At 73.1% G+C, this 18,151-nt stretch carries 16 protein-coding genes; 10 read left to right on the forward strand and 6 right to left on the reverse strand.

The window, feature by feature from the left end:
* Window positions 1-71: 71 nt before the first annotated feature.
* Entirely contained in the window at window positions 72-935 is an 864-nt protein-coding gene (locus ABT095_RS26980) for a LysR family transcriptional regulator (RefSeq protein WP_350532107.1), read from the reverse strand.
* A gap of 93 nt (window positions 936-1,028) precedes the next feature.
* Here ABT095_RS26980 and ABT095_RS26985 point away from each other — a divergent pair, with 93 nt between their 5' ends.
* Both ABT095_RS26985 and ABT095_RS26990 read left to right on the forward strand, forming a co-directional pair.
* Entirely contained in the window at window positions 1,029-1,766 is a 738-nt protein-coding gene (locus tag ABT095_RS26985; protein WP_350532108.1) for an SDR family oxidoreductase, read from the forward strand.
* A gap of 273 nt (window positions 1,767-2,039) precedes the next feature.
* A complete protein-coding gene (locus ABT095_RS26990) occupies window positions 2,040-3,944 on the forward strand; it encodes a transglycosylase domain-containing protein (protein WP_350532109.1) in 1,905 nt (634 codons plus the stop codon).
* A gap of 39 nt (window positions 3,945-3,983) precedes the next feature.
* On the opposite strand, the gene ABT095_RS26995 is transcribed toward ABT095_RS26990, so the two are convergent.
* Window positions 3,984-5,231: a polysaccharide deacetylase family protein gene (locus ABT095_RS26995; protein WP_502885017.1), complete on the reverse strand. Its 1,248-nt coding sequence runs from the start codon at window positions 5,229-5,231 to the stop codon at window positions 3,984-3,986.
* Window positions 5,232-5,458: 227 nt separating this feature from the next.
* On the opposite strand from ABT095_RS26995, the gene ABT095_RS27000 reads away from it, so the two are divergent.
* Entirely contained in the window at window positions 5,459-6,058 is a 600-nt protein-coding gene (locus ABT095_RS27000; protein WP_350532111.1) for a SigE family RNA polymerase sigma factor, read from the forward strand.
* The gene (locus ABT095_RS27005) at window positions 6,048-7,376 is read left to right on the forward strand and encodes a hypothetical protein (protein ID WP_350532112.1); all 1,329 of its coding nucleotides are present in this window, start codon (window positions 6,048-6,050) and stop codon (window positions 7,374-7,376) included. Before ABT095_RS27000 ends, ABT095_RS27005 begins: the two co-directional genes overlap by 11 nt.
* Window positions 7,377-7,438: 62 nt before the next feature.
* On the opposite strand, the gene ABT095_RS27010 is transcribed toward ABT095_RS27005, so the two are convergent.
* Window positions 7,439-7,891, reverse strand: coding sequence for a universal stress protein (locus ABT095_RS27010; protein ID WP_350532113.1), 453 nt, complete (start codon window positions 7,889-7,891; stop codon window positions 7,439-7,441).
* Between the two features lie 133 nt (window positions 7,892-8,024).
* Here ABT095_RS27010 and ABT095_RS27015 point away from each other — a divergent pair, with 133 nt between their 5' ends.
* On the forward strand, window positions 8,025-8,339 hold the full coding sequence (locus tag ABT095_RS27015; protein ID WP_350532114.1) for a GNAT family N-acetyltransferase: 315 nt from the start codon (window positions 8,025-8,027) through the stop codon (window positions 8,337-8,339).
* A 107-nt stretch (window positions 8,340-8,446) separates the two neighbouring features.
* Window positions 8,447-9,151, forward strand: coding sequence for a YoaK family protein (locus tag ABT095_RS27020; protein WP_350532115.1), 705 nt, complete (start codon window positions 8,447-8,449; stop codon window positions 9,149-9,151).
* Here ABT095_RS27020 and ABT095_RS27025 read toward each other — a convergent pair.
* Window positions 9,126-10,082, reverse strand: a complete 957-nt coding sequence (locus ABT095_RS27025) for a pirin family protein (RefSeq protein ID WP_350532116.1) — start codon at window positions 10,080-10,082, stop codon at window positions 9,126-9,128. The two genes, ABT095_RS27020 and ABT095_RS27025, sit on opposite strands and share 26 nt — an antisense overlap.
* A 102-nt stretch (window positions 10,083-10,184) precedes the next feature.
* Here ABT095_RS27025 and ABT095_RS27030 point away from each other — a divergent pair, with 102 nt between their 5' ends.
* The gene (locus tag ABT095_RS27030; RefSeq protein ID WP_502885018.1) at window positions 10,185-10,697 is read left to right on the forward strand and encodes a carboxymuconolactone decarboxylase family protein; all 513 of its coding nucleotides are present in this window, start codon (window positions 10,185-10,187) and stop codon (window positions 10,695-10,697) included.
* Here ABT095_RS27030 and ABT095_RS27035 read toward each other — a convergent pair.
* Window positions 10,687-12,744, reverse strand: coding sequence for a phosphocholine-specific phospholipase C (locus ABT095_RS27035; protein ID WP_350532117.1), 2,058 nt, complete (start codon window positions 12,742-12,744; stop codon window positions 10,687-10,689). The two genes, ABT095_RS27030 and ABT095_RS27035, sit on opposite strands and share 11 nt — an antisense overlap.
* A gap of 87 nt (window positions 12,745-12,831) precedes the next feature.
* Between ABT095_RS27035 and ABT095_RS27040 the strand changes: the two genes are divergently transcribed.
* The 3 genes from ABT095_RS27040 (at window position 12,832) to ABT095_RS27050 (ending at window position 16,397) form a co-directional block, all read left to right on the forward strand.
* Window positions 12,832-13,491, forward strand: a complete 660-nt coding sequence (locus ABT095_RS27040) for a LysR family substrate-binding domain-containing protein (RefSeq protein WP_350532118.1) — start codon at window positions 12,832-12,834, stop codon at window positions 13,489-13,491.
* 232 nt (window positions 13,492-13,723) lie between these two features.
* Window positions 13,724-15,277, forward strand: coding sequence for a serine/threonine-protein kinase (locus ABT095_RS27045; RefSeq protein ID WP_350532119.1), 1,554 nt, complete (start codon window positions 13,724-13,726; stop codon window positions 15,275-15,277).
* 199 nt (window positions 15,278-15,476) lie between these two features.
* Window positions 15,477-16,397 (forward strand): hypothetical protein, encoded by a 921-nt coding sequence (locus ABT095_RS27050; RefSeq protein WP_350532120.1) that lies wholly within the window; start codon window positions 15,477-15,479, stop codon window positions 16,395-16,397.
* 7 nt (window positions 16,398-16,404) lie between these two features.
* Here ABT095_RS27050 and ABT095_RS27055 read toward each other — a convergent pair whose 3' ends face one another.
* Window positions 16,405-17,934, reverse strand: coding sequence for an MFS transporter (locus tag ABT095_RS27055; protein WP_350532121.1), 1,530 nt, complete (start codon window positions 17,932-17,934; stop codon window positions 16,405-16,407).
* Window positions 17,935-18,151 lie beyond the last annotated feature (217 nt).

Consider the following 18,151-nt stretch of genomic DNA (forward strand, 5'->3'; position numbering starts at 1 on the left):
CTGCCGAGGGCTATCGTCAAGATGATGAAAAGGGGTCGGTGCAGCCGGCGGAGCCCGGTACGGAAGCTTCGTCAGAGCCGGGTGGCCGTACGGACCAGGGCGGCCAGGGGGAGGGAACGGCTGTGCGGGGGCCAGGCGATGTGGGTCACGACGGCCGGCGCGTCGGTCAGCGGGACGGCCGCGTGCTCGGCCCACAGCCAGGAGCGGGCGGAGTCGGGGGCGACGGCCACCGTGCGGCCGAGGGCGATCAGCTGGGCCAGTTGCGTCTGGTTGTGGATCTCGGGGCCCGGGCCGGGCGGGTAGGTGCCGTGGGTCGGCCAGCGGGCGAGCGGCAGACCGGGGACGTCCCCGATCTCGGCCAGGGACAGGCTCCGGCGGGCGGCGAGCGGGTGCCCGGCCGGCAGGAGGGCGACCTGGCCCTCGGTCACCAGCGGCTCGCTGTCGAACCCGGCGAGGGAGTTCCACGGCGTGTGCATGAGCGCGACATCGGCGCGCCCGTCGCGCAGCAGCTCCTCCTGCTCCGACATGCCGCACGGCAGCACCTCGATCTCGCAGCAGCCCGGCTCGAGCGCCCAGGCGGCGAGAAGCCTCCGCAGCAGCTCGTGGGACGCGGCCGCCTTCACGGCGAGCACCAGCCGGTCGCGCGGGCCGCCGGGACGGTCGGCGCCCCCGGCGCGCCGCGTGCGGCGGACGGCGGCGGCGGCCGCGTCGAGAGCCGCCCGGCCCTCCTGCAGCAGTACCTCGCCGGCGCCGGTCAGGCGGGCGCCGCGGCGGTTGCGCTCCAACAGGCTTACCCCCAGGCGCCGTTCGAGCTGCTGGATCGCCCGCGACAGCGGCGGCTGGGCCATGCCGAGACGCTCGGCGGCGCGCCCGAAGTGCAACTCCTCGGCCACGGCCACGAAGTACCTCAACTCACGGGTCTCCAGGGTGTCCATGGCCGGGAGCATACGCGGTGATACCCGTCGGGTATGACAGGGCACCGTACCGGTGTTGGCCGCACCACCCGCCCACGGGCCAGCATCATCGGCATGAGCGAAACGAAGACCGCGCTGGTGACCGGCGCGAACAAGGGCATCGGCTACGAGATCGCGGCCGGGCTGGGCCGCCTCGGCTACCGCGTCGGCGTGGGGGCCCGCGATGCGAGCCGACGCGAGAGGGCCGTCGGTCGGCTGCGCGCCGCCGGGGTGGACGCGTTCGGGGTGCCACTGGACGTGACCGACGACCGCAGCGTCACCGCCGCGGCGGCACTGGTCGATCGACTGGCCGGACGCCTGGACGCCCTGGTCAACAACGCAGGCATCCCGGGCGAGATGGGCCCGGGCTGGTTGCAGGATCCGACCGGCCTCGACCTGGAGGTGCTGCGAACCGTCGTGGACACCAACGTCATGGGCGTCGTCCGGGTGACCAACGCGATGCTGCCGCTGCTGCGGCGCTCCGCCTCGCCGCGCATCGTCAACGTCTCCAGCAGCGTCGGCTCCCTGGCCCGACAGGCGGACCCGGACACCGAGGTCGGCCCCGTGATGGCGGCCTACGCACCGTCGAAGTCCTTCCTCAACGCCCTCACCCTGCAGTACGCCCGGCAGTTCGCCGGCACCGGCATCCTCATCAACGCCGCCTGCCCGGGCCTGGTGGCGACCGACTTCACCGGCTTCCACGGACCTCGCACCCCCGCACAGGGTGCGGCCACCCCGATCCGGCTCGCCACCCTGCCCGACGGCGGACCGACCGGCTCCTTCTTCGAGGACGACGGCGTCGTGCCCTGGTGATCAACGGCCTGCCGCCCGACCGGCCCGCAGGGACGCCACCCTCGACCCCCACTCGTGCACTGACCTGGGCAGTGGTGGCGGTTGAAACGAGAGTCACCGGTCATCTCGTCTAGGAGGGAGACGAACGACTGTCTGAAACATTGGGGGCACATGGTGGCCAGCACTCGTGACCGAGAGAGGCGGAGTCCGGACCCGGGCGGGCGCCGGGGCCGGGCGGGCCGGCGGCGGCCCAATGGGTACCCCCGGCCGGACCGGACGGGCCTTCGGCGGTGGGTGCCCTCGTGGCGGCAGCTGGTGGTGACGGCGCTGGTCGGTCTCGCCGGACTGGCGGGTGTCACCTGCTACGCCTACCGCGCGACGAGGATACCCGTCGACCTCAAGGCGTTCGCCACCCAGCAGAACAACGTCTACTACTGGGCCGACGGCACGGAGATGGCACGCACCGGCGACGTCAACCGGGAGGACGTGCCGCTGGACCGGGTCCCCGAGGGAGTCCGGTGGGCGGTGGTGGCAGCCGAGAACGAGAGCTTCTACTCGGACCAGGGGGTGGACCCGCGGGGTGTGCTGCGGGCGGTGTACGCCATCGCGACCGGCGGCGAGACGCAGGGCGGCTCGACCATCACCCAGCAGTACGTGAAGAACGCCTACCTGAACCAGAAGCAGACCATGAGCCGCAAGCTCACCGAGATGTTCATGGCGGTCAAGCTCGACCGGAAGCTGACCAAGCAGCAGATCCTGGAGGGCTACCTCAACACCAGCTGGTTCGGTCGCGGCGGCTACGGCATCGAGCGGGCGGCGCAGGCGTACTACGGCAAGGACGTCTCCCAGCTCAACCCGAGCCAGGGCGCCTTCCTGGCCGCGCTGCTCAAGGGCGCGGGTCTGTTCGATCCGGCGATCAGCCCGGAGAACCACCGGCGGGCGGTGGACCGGTGGAGCTGGATCCTGGACCGGATGGTCAAGACCGGCAAGCTCTCCGCCGCCGAGCGGGCGGGCTACACCGTCTTCCCCGAACCCCAGGCGCCCCCCGTGCAGGCCGGCCTGCACGGTCAGACCGGCTACCTGGTGGACCTGGCCCGCAAGTACGTGACCTCGCACACCGACATCACCGACGCCCAGCTCGACCTCGGCGGCTACCAGATCCGCACCACGTTCGAGCGGCCCGCGGAGAGCGCCCTGGCCACCGCGGTGCACGACGCCGCCGGCCGTCTGAACGCCGACGACCGACTGCGGGTGGGGGCGGCCTCGGTGGCCACCGACGGCCGCGTGCTCGCCGTCTACGGCGGCCCGGACTACCTCAAGCAGAGCTACGACAACGCCAACTCGGCCGTCGTCCCGGCGGGTACCGCGTTCACCCCGTTCGTGTACGCGGCCGCGCTCGCCCAGGGCACCCAGCGCCGGGTGGACGCGGCCGGGCGCACCCCCGCCTCCCCGGGCACCGTCTACGAGGGCGACGACCGGGCGCCGATGCAGACCGCGGTAGGCCCGTACTGGGACCGCAACGGGAAGATCGTCAAGGGCGCCAACGACGGTGGCAGGTCCTTCGGGAGGATCACCCTGCAGGAGGCGGTGGCGCAGTCGGCCAACAGCGCGCTGGAGCAGCTGGGCCTGGACGTCGGCCTGGAGCGGGTCCGCAGGACCGCCACCTCACTTGGCCTGCTGCCCGACAGCATGGGCCCGCAGGTACCGGAGTTCGCACTCGGCAACTCCACGCCGAGCGCCCTGCGGATGGCCGCCGCCTACGGTGCCTTCGCCGCCGGCGGCATGCACACCGACCCGTACTCGGTGCTGGGGATCGCCCGCAACGGGACCGACGTGAGCCTTGCCCGGCCGGCCCCGGTACGGGCCCTGAGCCCGCAGGTGGCAGCACAGGTGGACACCGCCCTGACCGAGGCCGTCCGGCACGGCACCGCACAGGGCGCCCAGCTGCCCGGGCGCCCCGCCGCCGGGAAGACCGGCACCACGCACGACAACACCGCCGGGTGGTTCGTCGGCTACACCGGGCAGCGGACCACCGCGGTCGCCGTGTTCCGCCTGGACGCGCACGGCGTGCAGGCCCTGCCGCTGGACGGGCAGGGCGACCCGGCCAAGTCCCCGGCGGCGAACACCCTCCCGGCGGACGTCTGGAGCAGCTACGAGAAGGCCCTGCAGCCGGGCGGGCCCGCGGCGGCGGGCCGGTAGCCGGCGCCGGCCGTCGTACCCCGGGGGTACGACGGCCGGTCAGCCCTTGACGAAGGTGGACCAGTCCGGCTCCTGGCCCGGGTCCAGGGTGCGCAACTTGGCCAGGACGGCCGGGTCCTGGACGTCCATCCAGTCGGCGAGCTCCTTGAACGAGACGCAGCGCACGTCCGGCTTCGTGCAGACGGTGCGCATCACCTCCTCGACGGCCTTCATGTAGATCCCGTCGTTCCAGGTCTCGAAGTGGTTCCCGATGAACAGCGGCGCCCGGCTGCCGTGGTAGACCCGCTGGAAGCCGTTGAGGTAGCCGTCCCGGGCCTCCTGCTGCCAGCTGCGGAACTTCGACGTGTCGTGCGAGAGGTTGCCGTTGGACTGGTTGGCCAGGAAGTTGAAGTCCATCGACAGAACCTGGAAGTCCTGGTCGGGGTAGGGGAGTTGCTGCAGCGGGAAGTTCCAGATCCCGCCCTTCCTGGCGGGCCAGATCTGGAAGTCGCCAGGGGAGCTGGCGTCGTAGCGCCAGCCCAGCTGCTTCTCGACCGGGAGCAGGTTCTGCTGCCCCTCCAGGCAGGGGGCCCGGCCGCCGACCAGCTCCTTGCGGTAGTCGAAGGGCAGCGGCGGGAGGTCCTTGTCACCCGTGTTGGTCTTCCAGTTCTCCACGAAGGAGTAGGCCTGCCGGGTCTCCTCCACCCAGTCCGCGGCGCTCCAGTCCTTGCCGCTGCCCGGGGTGGGCGCGCAGAAGTGCCCGTTGAAGTGGGTGCCGATCTCGTCGCCGTCCGCCCAGGCCCTCCGCAACTGGGCGAGGGTGTCCCTGATGTGCTGATCGGTCGGGAAGTCGATGGCCGAGCTGCCCGGCGCATGCTGCGGCGGGTGGTAGAGGGCGCGCTTTGACTTGGGCAGCAGGTACAGACCGGTCAGGAAGAACGTCATCTGGGCGTTGTTCTGCTCCGCCACCTCGAGGAAGTGCGAGAACAGGTGGTCGTCGCCCTCCAGCGCGCCGTCCCAGGAGAAGACCACGAACTGCGGCGGCTGCTCACCGGGCTTGAGCTTCTGCGGCACCGGCTGCCTGGGTGCCGGGCCGGTGTCGGAGGTGGAGCCGTCGCCGAGCACGCGCACCGTGCCGTCCCACGGCGGTGAGGCCGAGGGCCCCGGACTCGGCGGACCACCGGGCGACGGGGCACCCGCCGAGGCGCCGGGCGGCGTCGCGCCGACGGTCACCGGCCGGGCCGAAGGCGCCGGATCGACGGGGGCCAGCGCTACCGCGAGCGCTACCGTGATGGCACTGGTCAACAACAGGGTAGTACGCCGACTGGTCCGCACCGTCTCGACCTCGTTCCTGGAAGTGACATCCCGCGCTGGGGAAGACGCGGCGGTGGACCAGATCCGTGACACCGGAGGCGCAGTGACGGTCGTCACTCGGGCCGGGCGCAGGGCGCCGGGCCGGGGCCCTGGCAAGGCGGGAAGATCAAATTCTGCGAAGTTCTGAAACGCGGCCACCGCCCCACCGCGTTCCTATGACCATGCAACAGACTTCGACACCCGATCCGGCGCCACCAGGGCCACCGGCCTTCCCGGACTTCGTCGCGGCGCGCGGAAGGCACCTCCTCAAGACCGCCTACCTGCTGACCCGCGGCGACAGCCACCTGGCCGAAGACCTCGTACAGGAGACGCTGAGCCGCCTGTACGTCCGTTGGGGCAGGATCTCCGGCCTGGATAACCCGGCCAGCTACGCCCAGACCGTCCTGGCCAACACCTTCCTGACGTACCGCCGAAGGCGCAGCAGCACCGAGCGGACGACGCACGAGTTCCCCGACATGGCGGTCAGCGACATCGACCCGACCCTGCGGGTGGCACTGCTGCAGGCCCTCGCCGAGGCTCCGCCGAAGGACCGCGCCGTGCTGGTGCTCCGCTTCTGGGAGGACCGCACCGTCGCGCAGACCGCCGCCGCCCTGGACATGAGCGAGGCCGCCGTGCGCACGCGCAGCCACCGGGCGCTCGGCCGGATGCGCGAGCTGCTCGGCAGCACCCTGACCGAGCACGATGCCGCACCCGCGGCAGACCGGACCGCCAAGCCGGCGGCAGCCCCCACCACGAAGGCGGTACTCGGCCATGCACACTGACGACCGGACGGACGACTTCCTCGAGGCCAGCTTCGCCGAGGTCCTGCGCCGGGCGGCCGACGGCGCTCCCACCCTGGGAGCCGAGGCGATGACCCTCGGTGCGGCCCAGCGCGGACGCCGCCGTCAGCGCCGCCACCGGGCCGCCGCCGCGGGTGGTGCCGCCCTGGCGGTCCTGCTGGCCACTGGGGGCGTGGCCCTGGCCTGGCACCCGGCCGGCGCCGCCCGGGCCACGGCGGCCGCCCCCGCCGGGACGCCGCAGGCCGGCCCCACCAAGTCCGCCACCGGCGCACCGGTCGTACCGGCGGTACCCGCCGCAGCTGCCAGCGGCACCCAGCTGCTGGACAGGCTGAAGTCGCTGCTGCCCTCCTGGACCCTCGCCGAGCCCGCCGGACACGGCACCGAGCCCACGGCCGACTCCAAGGACACGTTCGCCTCCTACGTCGTCGACGACGGCCACGGGAAGGCGTGGGTCAGGGTGAGCCTGCGCCACAACACCGTCCCGGTGAGGTCGGAGGCGCTCGGCTCCTGCCCCGACCCGGTCGACTCGCCGTACGCCGTGTGCAGCCGCACCACGCTCCAGGACGGGTCGGTGCTGGTCCTGCTCCAGGACTACTACCTTCCCAGCCGCGAGCTCGGGGCCAAGCGGTGGTCGGCCGAGCTGGACCGCCCCGACGGGACGTCGATCAAGATCACGGAGACCAACACGCCGGGCCAGAAGGTGATCGAGCCCACCCGCACCGATCCGCCACTGGCCCCCGCCCGGCTCCAGGCGATCGTCACCGACCCGGGCTGGCTGCCGGCCCTGGCCGCGATCCCCGCCGTGCCCGCGGTCTCCGAGGCCGACATCGCCCGGAAGAGCTTCAACTGGCCGTCGACCGCGAAGATCCTGGCGACGGTGGCTCCGCTGCTCCCGGCCCACCTGACCGTGGCGGACTCCGGCGGCGCCGACAACTCGGGCGCTCACTTCACGGTGGACGACGGGCGGGGCAAGAGCCTGGTCGAGGTCGGCGTGCAGGACTGGAGCGTCTACAAGCCCGGGGTCAGTACCTGGTCCGACGTCACGGAGAGCTTCGAGGGCGCCCAGGTCCTGCCGGACGGCACCCGGGTCCTGCGGTTCAGCGACCGCGACTACGCGGGCCAGACGGGCCTGGTCCGCAACGGTGTGGACATCCTGCGCCCGGACCACCTGCGGGTCACGGTGTGGGCGTACAACACGACGTCCCAGCCCCAGGCCCCGACCCGGAGCGAGCCGGCCCTGTCCGTCGACCAGCTCCAGGCACTGGCCGCCAGCCCGACCTGGGAGGCCGCGAAGGGGTGAACCCCCGGGCCGCCGAAGGTCCGGCGGCACCGGCACCGGCACCGGCACCGGCAGCGGCAGCGTCAGGGCACGACGGTCACCGGCCAGCGCCCCGCGCGGACCAGTCGCACCGCGAGCGAGCCCACCAGCCGGTGCCCCAGGCTCCCGGAGGCGCCGACCACCAGGGCGTCCGCCCGCACCTCCTCGGCGAACCTGGTGATCTCGGTGTACGGGTCGCCGGTGCGGGTGGTCAGGGTGAGCTCCACACCGCGCTGCCGGGCCAGCTCGACCAGGTGGCGCAGGTCCGCGGCCGTCGCCTCGGCGCTCTCGCGCGCGGCCAGGGCGCCCGCCGCGCTGGCGGCGGCCAGCGCGCCGACGCTCTCCACGTAGACCGCGAGCAGCCGGCTCCCCTGACGCCGGGCCAGTCCGCTCGCGTAGGCGGCGGCCCGCAGCGAGGTCCGTGAGCCGTCGACCGCGGCCACGATGGTGGTGGGGCCGTCCGTACCGAGTTCGAAAACGCTCTCAGAAGCCGCCATGGGCCCCATCCTTCCGGTCCCGCCACCGGTTCACCGCGCGATTCGCCCGGCGAGTCGAGGGCGACAAATGTTTAGAATTTAACTATAGTCTCCGGCGTCGGCTCGATCGGGCCGACGCCGAGGAGGAGGAACCATGGACCAGCCGGTCGTCGACAACGCCGACAAGTCCCGCTTCGAGATCCGCGAGGACGGCGAGTTGGCCGGCTTCGCCGAGTACCACCGCTCGGGTGAGGAGATCGCCTTCATCCACACCGAGATCGACCCGAAGTTCGAAGGCCGGGGCCTGGCGGGCAAGCTGGCCCGCGCCGCACTGGACACGGCGCGCGAGCAGGGGCTGGCCGTGCTGCCGTACTGCCCGTTCGTCCGCGGCTGGATCGGCAAGCACCCCGAGTACGTCGAGCTGGTGCCCGCCTCGCACCGTGCCAAGTTCGGCCTGGCGGCCGAGTAGAGGTCAGCCCCGGGCCGCGGCGCGCGGGCTCCCGGCCTGGCCGGGGCGGAGGTGCCGGCCGGTCCATGCTTCTCCTGACACCCCGTCGCCGTCGAGAGGGGCCAGCCATGGCCGCGTCCGCAGTCGGCACCGCCGGCCGGCCGGAGCCCGTCCCCCGCCCGCAGCTGCCTGACAGTCACCCGCTGGTGCTGTCCCTGTTCGCCCTCACCGTGGTCAGCGGCCTGATCGACGCCGTGAGCTACCTCGGCCTCGGCCACGTCTTCGCGGCGAACATGACCGGCAACGTGGTGGTCGTCGGCTTCGCGCTGGCCGGCGCCCCCGGGTTCTCCGTGCTCGGCTCGACGGTGGCGCTGGCAGCCTTCCTGCTCGGGGCGGGGCTGGCGGGGCGGGTGGCCGGGCCGAGGTCGGCCTCCGGCCGGGGGCGGCGGCTGCGGGTGGCGCTGGTCCTGGAGGTGGTGCTGCACGGGGCCGCCGCCGTGGGCGTGTTCGCCTGGGGCACGGCCGGGGCGGCGCAGTACGTACTCGTCGCGGTGCTCGCGCTGGCGATGGGGCTGCGCACCGGGATCGTCCGCACCCTCGGGGTGCCGGACCTCACCACCACCGTGCTCACCATGACCCTGGCCGGCCTGGCGGCCGACTCCCGCCCGGCGGGCGGGGCCGCACCGCGCCAGCGCCGCCGGGCCGTCGCGGTCGCCGCCATGGTGGCCGGCGCCGCGTCAGGTGCGGTCCTGGTGCGCCACGGACAGGCCGGCTGGGCGCTGGTGTCCGCCGCCGGGCCGGCCGGGGTCACCTTCCTGCTCTACCGGGAGTAGCCATCGGCGGGTTGCCGCGTGGGGTGAGGGTGGTGTGCGGCAGGATCGGGGCCGGGAGGCGGTCGCCCGGGTAGCCGGTGACGTGGCCGAAGCGGTCGGTGGCGTCCTGCCAGGCGGTGCGGGCCTCGACGATCTCCTGGTGGTCGCGGCCGAGGAAGTTCCACCACATGACGATCCGTTCCTCGAACGGCGGGCCGCCGAGCAGGATCAGCCGGGCCGGGGTGGTGCCGGTGTTGGCCAGGGTCAGGGCGGCGGGGCCGGGGGCGAGGTAGCCGAGCTCGGCGGGCTTCAGCGGGGTGCCGGCCATGGTGACCTCGCCCTGGTCGACCAGCAGGCCGTGCTCGAATGCGGGGTCGACCGCGAGGGTGACGGTGGCGCCGGGGCGGAGGGTGAGCTCGGCGCCGAGCAGCGGGGTGAAGGTGGGGACGGGGGAGGTGTCGCCCGCCAGGCTGCCGAGGAAGACCCGCACCTCGCCGCCGTCCAGTGCGACGGGCACCGGGACGTGGTGCCGGAAGTCGCGCGCGGTGCGCCGGTGCTCGGCCGGCAGGGCGACCCAGAGCTGGACGCCGTGCAGCACGGTCGTGCCGGGGGTCGAGACCTCCGAGTGGCAGATGCCGTACCCGCTGGTCATCAGGTTCACCTCCCCCGGGCGGACGAAGGCGTGCACGCCGTGGCTGTCGCGGTGCTCGATCTCGCCGCTGAACAGCCAGCTCACGGTCTGGAGGCCGATGTGGGGGTGCGGGGCGACGTCCATCCCGCCGGTGGCGGCGACGTCGTCCGGGCCGTAGTGGTCGACGAAGCACCAGGCGCCGATCAGGGTGCGGGCCCGCTGCGGCAGGGTGCGCCGGACGGTCATCGCGCGGGGGCCGCCGAGCGGTACGTCCCGGGCGGAGAGGACCTCCACCCGTGGCTGGGTCTCGTTGGTGCTCATGGTGGTGCACGCTCCCGCTCTGCTGCTTGCCATGGTGGTTCCAGATTCAACTATCATGGTACGGCGAAGTGCGGGCAGAGGCGACGGGCCGGAGGGTTCCAGGTGAGTGCAGTGAGCAGCGAGGCGGCAGCGGCCCCGACGCATCCGCGGGTGTTCGTCGACAAGCAGAGCCCGCAGGCGTACCGGGCGCTGCTCGCAACCGCCGAGGCCGTCCGCGGGGTGGCGGCGGAGGCCGGCCTGGACCGCCGGCTGGTGGAGCTGGTCAACCTGCGCGTCTCCCAGCTCAACGGCTGCGCCTTCTGCCTCGACGCGCACACCAGGGCCGCGGTGAAGGCCGGGGAGACGGTGCAGCGCCTCGGTGTGCTCGCGGCCTGGCGCGACACCGAGCTGTTCGGCCCGCAGGAGCGGGCGGCCCTCGCCCTGGCCGAGGCGACCACCCACCCGGCGGACGCAGGTGCCCAGGAGAGCGCCTACGCCGCCGCCCGCGAGAGCCTGACGGAGGATCAGATCTCGGCGGTGGTCTGGGTGGCCGTCACCATCAACGCGTTCAACCGGGTGTCCATCCTCAGCAAGCACCCGGTCCGGCCCGCCCCTGCGGGGCCGGTCAGTAGGTGATGATGCCCGGGTCGGTGAGGCCCGGGGCGCCGGTCTCGACGTGACCGGCGAGGCGGCGGACGAAGTCGGCCGTCGCGCTGGAGGTAATGGTCACGTCGTACCAGTGGCGGCAGGTGCTGAGGTCGACGGTGTACGTGAGGGTCGCGCCCGGCTTGGCGGTGAGCGACTGCGGGGCGCCGCCGTAGGCGTTGGTGAGGGTGAGGACGGCGCCGGTGCTGCCGGAGTTGGTGACCGTCAGGTCGAGGTTCCCGGTGGTCGCGTTGTGGCGCGCGGTGACCTCGGGCCCGGCGGTCGTGCCGGGGTTGCGGAAGCGGCGCAGGAACCCGTTCGGGCCGTGGACGGTCAGGTCCGTGACGCCCTTGGAGTACTTGGTGTTCCAGGTGTCCGCAATCGCCTTGCCCGCCTCGGCGGTGTACGTCCAGGGGCCGTCGGTGCGGTTGGCCGAAGTCACCAGGAACTGGGCGCCGGCCGAGGCGCCGCCGCTGAAGGTGAGCTGGTACGAGCTGGCGGTGAGCGCCGAACCGTCCACGTACGGCGCGTACTTGAGCGGGCGGGTGGGCTTGGCGCCCGCCTCCTGCTTCGGCATGGTGGCGGTGGCGGGCGGGGTGGGCACGAAGTCCGGGTGCCGGCTGTGGTCCGGCGGCAGGTAGGCGGCCGTGGAGGGCAGCGCGGCGGGCGTCGCGTTCGAGGCGGTGAAGTCGAAGGCGGCGGTCAGGTCACCGCAGATCGCGCGGCGCCAGGGCGAGATGTTGGGCTCCTTGACCCCGAAGCGGGTCTCCATGAAGCGGATGATCGAGGTGTGGTCGAAGGTCTCCGAGCAGGTGTAGCCGCCGGTGCTCCAGGGTGAGACGACCAGCATCGGCACGCGCTGGCCGAGACCGTACGGACCGGCCGCGTAGCTGGAGTTGCCCGCGAAGTAGTCCGCGCCGGTCGACACCGTCGACTTGCCCTGCGAGGCGCCGGAGGGCGGGAACGGCGGGACGACGTGGTCGAAGAAGCCGTCGTTCTCGTCGTAGGTGATGAACAGTGCCGTCTTCGCCCACACGGCGGGGTTGGAGGTCAGCGCGTCGAGCACCTGGGAGACGTACCAAGCGCCGTAGTTCGCGGGCCAGTTGGGGTGCTCGGTGAAGGCCTCGGGGGCGGCGATCCAGGAGATCTGCGGCAGTGTGCCGGCCGCCACGTCGGCCTTCAGGACGTCGAACAGGCCCTGGCCCGCCGCCGCGTTGGTGCCGGTGCGGGCCCGGTCGTACAGCGGGTCGCCGGGCTGGGCGTTGCGGTAATTGTTGAAGTACAGAAGCGAGTTGTCGCCGTAGTTGCCGCGGTAGGCGTCGTTGATCCACCCCCAGGAGCCGGCCGCGTTCAGGCCGTCGCCGATGTCCTGGTAGATCTTCCAGGAGACCCCGGCCTGCTGGAGCCGCTCGGGGTAGGTCGTCCAGCTGTACCCGGCCTCCTGGTTGCCGAGCACCGGGCCGCCGCCGGTGCCGTCGTTGCCGGTGTACCCCGTCCACATGTAGTAGCGGTTCGGGTCGGTGGAGCCGATGAACGAGCAGTGGTAGGCGTCGCAGATGGTGAACGCGTCGGCGAGGGCGTAGTGGAACGGGATGTCGTCGCGGGTCAGGTACGCCATCGTGGTGGCCGTCTTGGCGGGTATCCACTGGTCGTACTTGCCGTTGTTGAAGGCCTTGTGGCTCCCGGTCCAGTCGTGGTTGAGGTCCTGGACGAACTGCATGCCCAGGTCGCTGACCTGGGGGCGGAACGGCAGCACCGTCTTCTTGCTGCTGTCCGTCTGGTACCACACCGGCTTCCCGCTCGGCAGCGTCACCGGGCGGGGGTCGCCGAAGCCGCGCACACCCTTCATCGCCCCGAAGTAGTGGTCGAACGAACGGTTCTCCTGCATCAGCACGACGATGTGCTCGACGTCCTGGACGGTGCCGGTGGTGCCGGCCGGGGCGATGGCCGCGGCTCGGGCGATGCTCTGCGACAGCGCCGAGAACGCGACGGTCGCGCCGGACAGTTGGAGGAAACGGCGACGGTTCAGATCTGCCATGGCGTGGATGACCTCTGGGTGTCACGGGGGGTGGAGGGTGGTCGCCCCCAGGACAGCGCCTGCGGGGTACCTCCCGGCGGACCACTCATGACTGCCCGTTGGCCGTCAGGCGAACGCATCAAGTTGTACGAACACCTCAGCCCGCCGCCGGCCCGGCGGTACCGGGCCGGCGGCCGGGGCGACGGCACCGACCCCGGGGTGGCCAGGCTGGCCGCCGCCCACCGCCGCAGCCACCCCGGTGTCGAGGTCCGCATCCGCGAGACCGACCTGACCGACCCGACCTGCGGGCTGCGCGCCGGACTGGTCGACGTCGCCCTGACCCGGGCGCCCTTCGAGGAGAGGGCCCTCGCGGTGCGTACGCTGCGGACCGATCCGGTCGGCGTGGTGCTGCGCGCCGACGATCCGCCGGCCCGCCGCGACGGGCTGCGGCTGGCGGAGCTGGGCGACCGCCGGTGGTTCCGGTTCCCGCCGGGGACGGACCCGGTCTGGCAGGCGTACTGGCACGGTGGTGACCTGCGCGAGGGCCCGGTGGTGCGGGCCGTTCAGGAGTGCGTGCAGGCCGTGCTGTGGAACGGCACGGTCGGCCTGGCCCCGCTCGGGCACGAGCTGCCCGCGGAGCTGGCCGAGGTGCCGCTGACCGACATGCCGCCGAGCCGGGTGGTGGCGGTGTGGAACGAAGGTGACACCAACCCGTTGGTCCGGTCGTTCGTGGAGATCGCGATCGCGGCGTACCGGGGGCGGGTGTAGCGGTTCCGGGGGTGTCGGGCGGGGGTCGTACAATTCCCGGCCGGGCAGCGGCGCGGCGCAGGGGCCAACTCTCCTGTGTGCGAAGGGCCTTGCGGGGGTGTGCGAAGCATCCGAATCGTGACCTGCGATCCGTCCCGGGTGGGAACCCGGAGGGTCGGCGGGCACGTCGCCGACAGCGCGGTGGCGTGTTGCGGCGCTCGCCCGACCCGAGAGAGACCAGGAGAGACCGAGGATGAACGGCCAGACCGACGGCTTGTGGGCGCTGCCCGGCTACACCCATGAGCGCGAGCTCGGCGCCGGGGCGAGCGGGCGGGTGGTGCTGGCCCGGCACGACGCCACCGGCACGCGGGTCGCCGTCAAGTACCTGAGCTCGGCGGTCGGCGACACCACCGCCTTCCGCAAGGAGGCCGTGCTGCTCGGCGGCCTGAGTTCGCCCCAGGTGGCCGAGCTCTACGAGTACGTGGAAGGCCCGCAGGGCGCCGCGATCGTGATGGAGCTGGTGGACGGCGTCGCGCTGCGCAAGCTGCTGAGCCAGGAGGGCGCCACCTCGCCGGAGGCGGCACTGGTGGTGCTCAAGGGCTCCCTCCAGGGCCTGGCCGCCGCCCACGCGGCCGGTGTGGTGCACCGCGACTACAAGCCGGAGAACGTGCTGGTCACCGTCGACGGCTCGTCCAAGCTGGTCGACTTCGGTATCGCGGTGCGCAGCGGGGAGCGGCCGGGCGTCGGCGGTACCCCCGTCTACATGGCTCCCGAACAGTGGGCGGGCGAGCCGGCCTCGCCGTCCGGCGACGTGTACGCGGCCACCGCGACCTTCTTCGAGTGCCTGACCGGGAGCAAGCCCTACAGCGGTACGACGCTGGTCGAGTTGGCGGTCAAGCACACCGAGGCGCCCATACCCGACGAGCTGGCGCCGGAGCCCGTCCGGCCGCTGATCCGGGCCGGTCTGGCCAAGGCGCCGGGGGAGCGCCCGCAGAGCGCGGCCGCGCTGGTCGAGGAGCTCGAGCGGGTGGCGCGGGCCGCGTACGGCGAGGAGTGGGAGGAGCGCGGGCGCGGGGTGCTCGCCGCACTGGTCGCGCTGCTGCCCCTGCTGCTCCCGTCCGCCGGCGGTGCGGTCTCCGGCGGCACCTCGCTGGCCACCACGGTGCTCGGCGCCGGCGCGGACCTGGCCTCGGCCGCGAACCGCCCTCGGCTGAGCCGGAAGGCCCGCATCACGGCGGGCGCCGCAGGCGTCGTGCTGGTGGCCGGGACGATGGCCGGAATCGCGGCCGCCAACAGTGTGGACAGCGCGGGTGTGACGGCCGTCGCCGGCCCGGCGCCGGAACTGACGAGCTCGCTGTCGCCGGTGGTGAACGCGACCTCGGCGGGGCCGTCCACGAGCGGTTCGCCCTCCGCCTCGCCGTCCGCCTCCGCCTCCGCCTCGGCGTCGCCCTCGACCAGTGCCACGCCCGGTGCGACGGCCACCGCCACCACCCCGACCACGCCGGGCACTCCGGGCTCGCCGGGCACCCCTGGCCCCGGCACCCCGGACACGCCCCCGCCGGGCCCCGGTCCGGTGACGGATCCGCCGTCCACCGCCGGGACGCCGACCCCACCGAGCCCGTCGACTCCCGCGCCGCCCCCGCCGACGCCGCTGCGCGTCAGGAGCCTGAGCGTCGACCGCCTCGGCTGCTACGGGACCTATGGAGTCCAGACCACCGTGCATGTCACGTCCAACGGTGCCAACACCGGGACTCTGACGCTCAGTTGGATCGACCACGACTCAGCCAAGAAGGTTGTGGCGACCTAGAGCATCACGCTCGCCAAGGGCCAGACCAGCGCAGCGATCCCGGTCAACCACATCTTCGGGGACAGCTCCACCGCTTGGGGCCTGGAGGTCGACACCGACCCGGCCGCGGCCGGGGGCCAGGGCAGCTACCAGGAGCTCTACGCCTTCAACTGCACGCTTCGCTGACCACCCCGCACCACCTGCCAGGAAGAGCCCCAGGATGACATCTCAGGAACGCCCGACCCCGGAGACCGCCCCGGAGCAGGACCGTACGCTGCGCCTCGACGGACCGGTTCCGCCCGATCCCGCCGCCGCCGCGACGGTGCGGCTCCCGTCCGCCGACGTACCCGCCTTCGGCGAGGAGGCCGAGAGCGCCACCTTGCTCGACGAGGAGGTCTGGGCCACGCCCGTCTCCACCGTCAAGCTGGCAGCGGCCCCTGCCGAGACCACCACCGTCAAGCTGTCGGACGCCCCCGCCGGGACCGCCGCCACCGTCAAGCTGTCGGCCACCCCGGCCACCCCGGCCACCCCGGCCGACACCGTCGGGACCGTCGAACTGTCTGCCCCTGCGGTGGCTCAGCCGGAGCCGGAGCCGGCGGAGGCGACGGGTGAGCCCGGGGCCGACGGGCTGCGCCGGTTCGGCCCGGGGGTGCCGGGCGCCGCCGGGGAGGTGCCGGCGCTCGCCGCGGCCGTCTGGCACGGCACCGTGCGGCCCGGCGAGCCGACGGAGGCGGAGGCGCCGAAGCCACGCCGGCGGCGTCGGTGGTGGCTGCTGCCGTTGGTGGTCCTGCTCGCCGTGCTGGGCTGGCTGTTCTGGCAGGGCTCCGCGAAGCCGCTCTCGGTGACCGCGGTCTCCGTTCGCACGGACCAGGGCGGTCCGTCCTGCGACGGCACCGAGACGGTCACCGGAACGCTGCGGACCGAGGGCCGGGGCGGCACGGTCACCTACCGGTGGCGCCGCAGCGACGGCACGGTCTCCGCCGACATGGCCCAGCCGGTGCCGAAGGGCAGCCACCAGACGGACGTGACGCTCCGCTGGACCTTCGAGGGCAAGGGCACCATGGCGGCGACGGCGACCCTGGAGGTGCTCTCCCCGGACTCCCGCTCCGCCTCAGCCGCCTTCACGTACACCTGCCACTGAGCCGGCGTCACCCGGCGGCGGGTGACGACTGGCGGTCGATCTCGTTCTCCCGGACCAGCCACAGGGCCAGGACGGCGCCGATCAGGCTGACCACACCGCCGAGCATGAGCACGGTGTTGAGGCCGTCGAGGAAGCCGGCCCGGGCCGCTGCCGAGGCGGCGGCCCGGGCCGGTTCGGGCAGGGCGTCGAGCGCCTGCGGCAGGCTGCCGGAGGAGGCGGCCTCGATCAGCAGGCGCGGGCGGGCTCCCTCCGCGATCGGCGTGCCCGCCGTCAGTTCGCGGACCTTGCGGGAGCCCTGGCCGACGAAGATCGCCCCCCAGACGGCGATGCCGACCGCGATGCCGACCTGCCGGAAGGTGTCGTTGATGCCGGCCGCCATGCCGCTGCGCTCCTTGGGCACCACGCTCACCGCGACGTCGGCGATCACCGGGTTGATCAGGCCGACGCCCGCGCCGCCGACCAGGAAGCCGGCCAGCAGGCCCGTCCAGCTGTCCCCGGCCCGGATGCCGCCCATCAGCAGCAGGCCGGCGCCGACCGCGAGCAGCCCGGCGCAGAGCATCAGCCGGGCCTGCACCCGGGAGAGCAGCGCCCCGGCCACCGGCGCCACCAGGAAGCTGAGCAGCGTGGTCGGCAGGTAGCGGACACCCGCCGCGAAGGGTGAGAGGCCGAGGTAGTTCTGCAGGTAGAGGGTCAGGTAGAGGAAGAGGGCGAACAGCGAGCTGGAGACCGCGAACGCGGCCAGTTGCACACCGGTGAACGCGTGGCGCCGGAACAGCCCGAGCGGCAGCATCGGCTCCCGGACGCGGCGCTCGATCAGTACGAAAGCGGCGAGCAGCACGCCCGCGCCGATGAACAGCGCCACGATCAGGGCGCTGCCCCAGCCCTCGGTGTTGCCGCGCACCAGCGCGAGGACGAGCAGGAACAGGCCGCTGCTGAAGGCCGTGACGCCGGCCCAGTCGATCCGGCTGGCGTTCGGGTCGCGGCTCTCCGCCAGCTTCAGGTAGGTGACGACCAGTGCCGCCGCGCCGATCGGCACGTTCAGGAAGAAGATCCACTCCCAGCCGAGCGAGCTGGTGACCGCGCCGCCGATCAGCGGCCCGACGGCGACGGCCACCCCGATCGTCGCCCCGTAGATGCCCATCGCGGTACCGCGCTCGCGGCCGGGCAGGAACTCCTGCGCGACCAGGGCGAGCGAGACCGCGAACATCACCGCGCCGCCCACCCCCTGCACGGCACGGGAGACGTTGAGGAAGACCGGGTTCGGTGCCAGGCCGCAGAGCAGCGAGGCGCCGGAGAAGATCACCAGCCCGGTGGCGAAGGCACGGCGCCGCCCGAGCCGGTCGGCCAGCGAACCGGCCGTCAGCACCAGCGCGGCCAGCGAGAGGGTGTACGCGTCGAACACCCACTGCAGGTCGGTGAAGCTCGCGTCCAGGTCCTTGCGGATGGACGGCAGGGCGACGTTCACCACCGTGATGTCGAGCAGCAGCATGAATGTCGCGACCGAGACGGCGATCAGCGTCCACCACTTGCGTTGCACGGCTGCCGGTCTCCTTCGACGGAGGTGTGGTCCGCCGCCCGGAGTTCGGCGGCGCCCCCGCCGACCGTACGCAACGCCACCGCCCCGACCCGGGCGGACGCGGCCGGACACGCGGGCGGGCTGCTCCGGTACGGTGACCCGCTCGCGCGCCTGGCCGGTGTCGGCGGTCGGTGCTGGCAGGGTGACTGGGCGACGTGCGACAGGTGAGAGGGGCGGC

The sequence above is a fragment of the Kitasatospora sp. NPDC002227 genome (assembly GCF_040296285.1).
Classification (GTDB): domain Bacteria; phylum Actinomycetota; class Actinomycetes; order Streptomycetales; family Streptomycetaceae; genus Kitasatospora.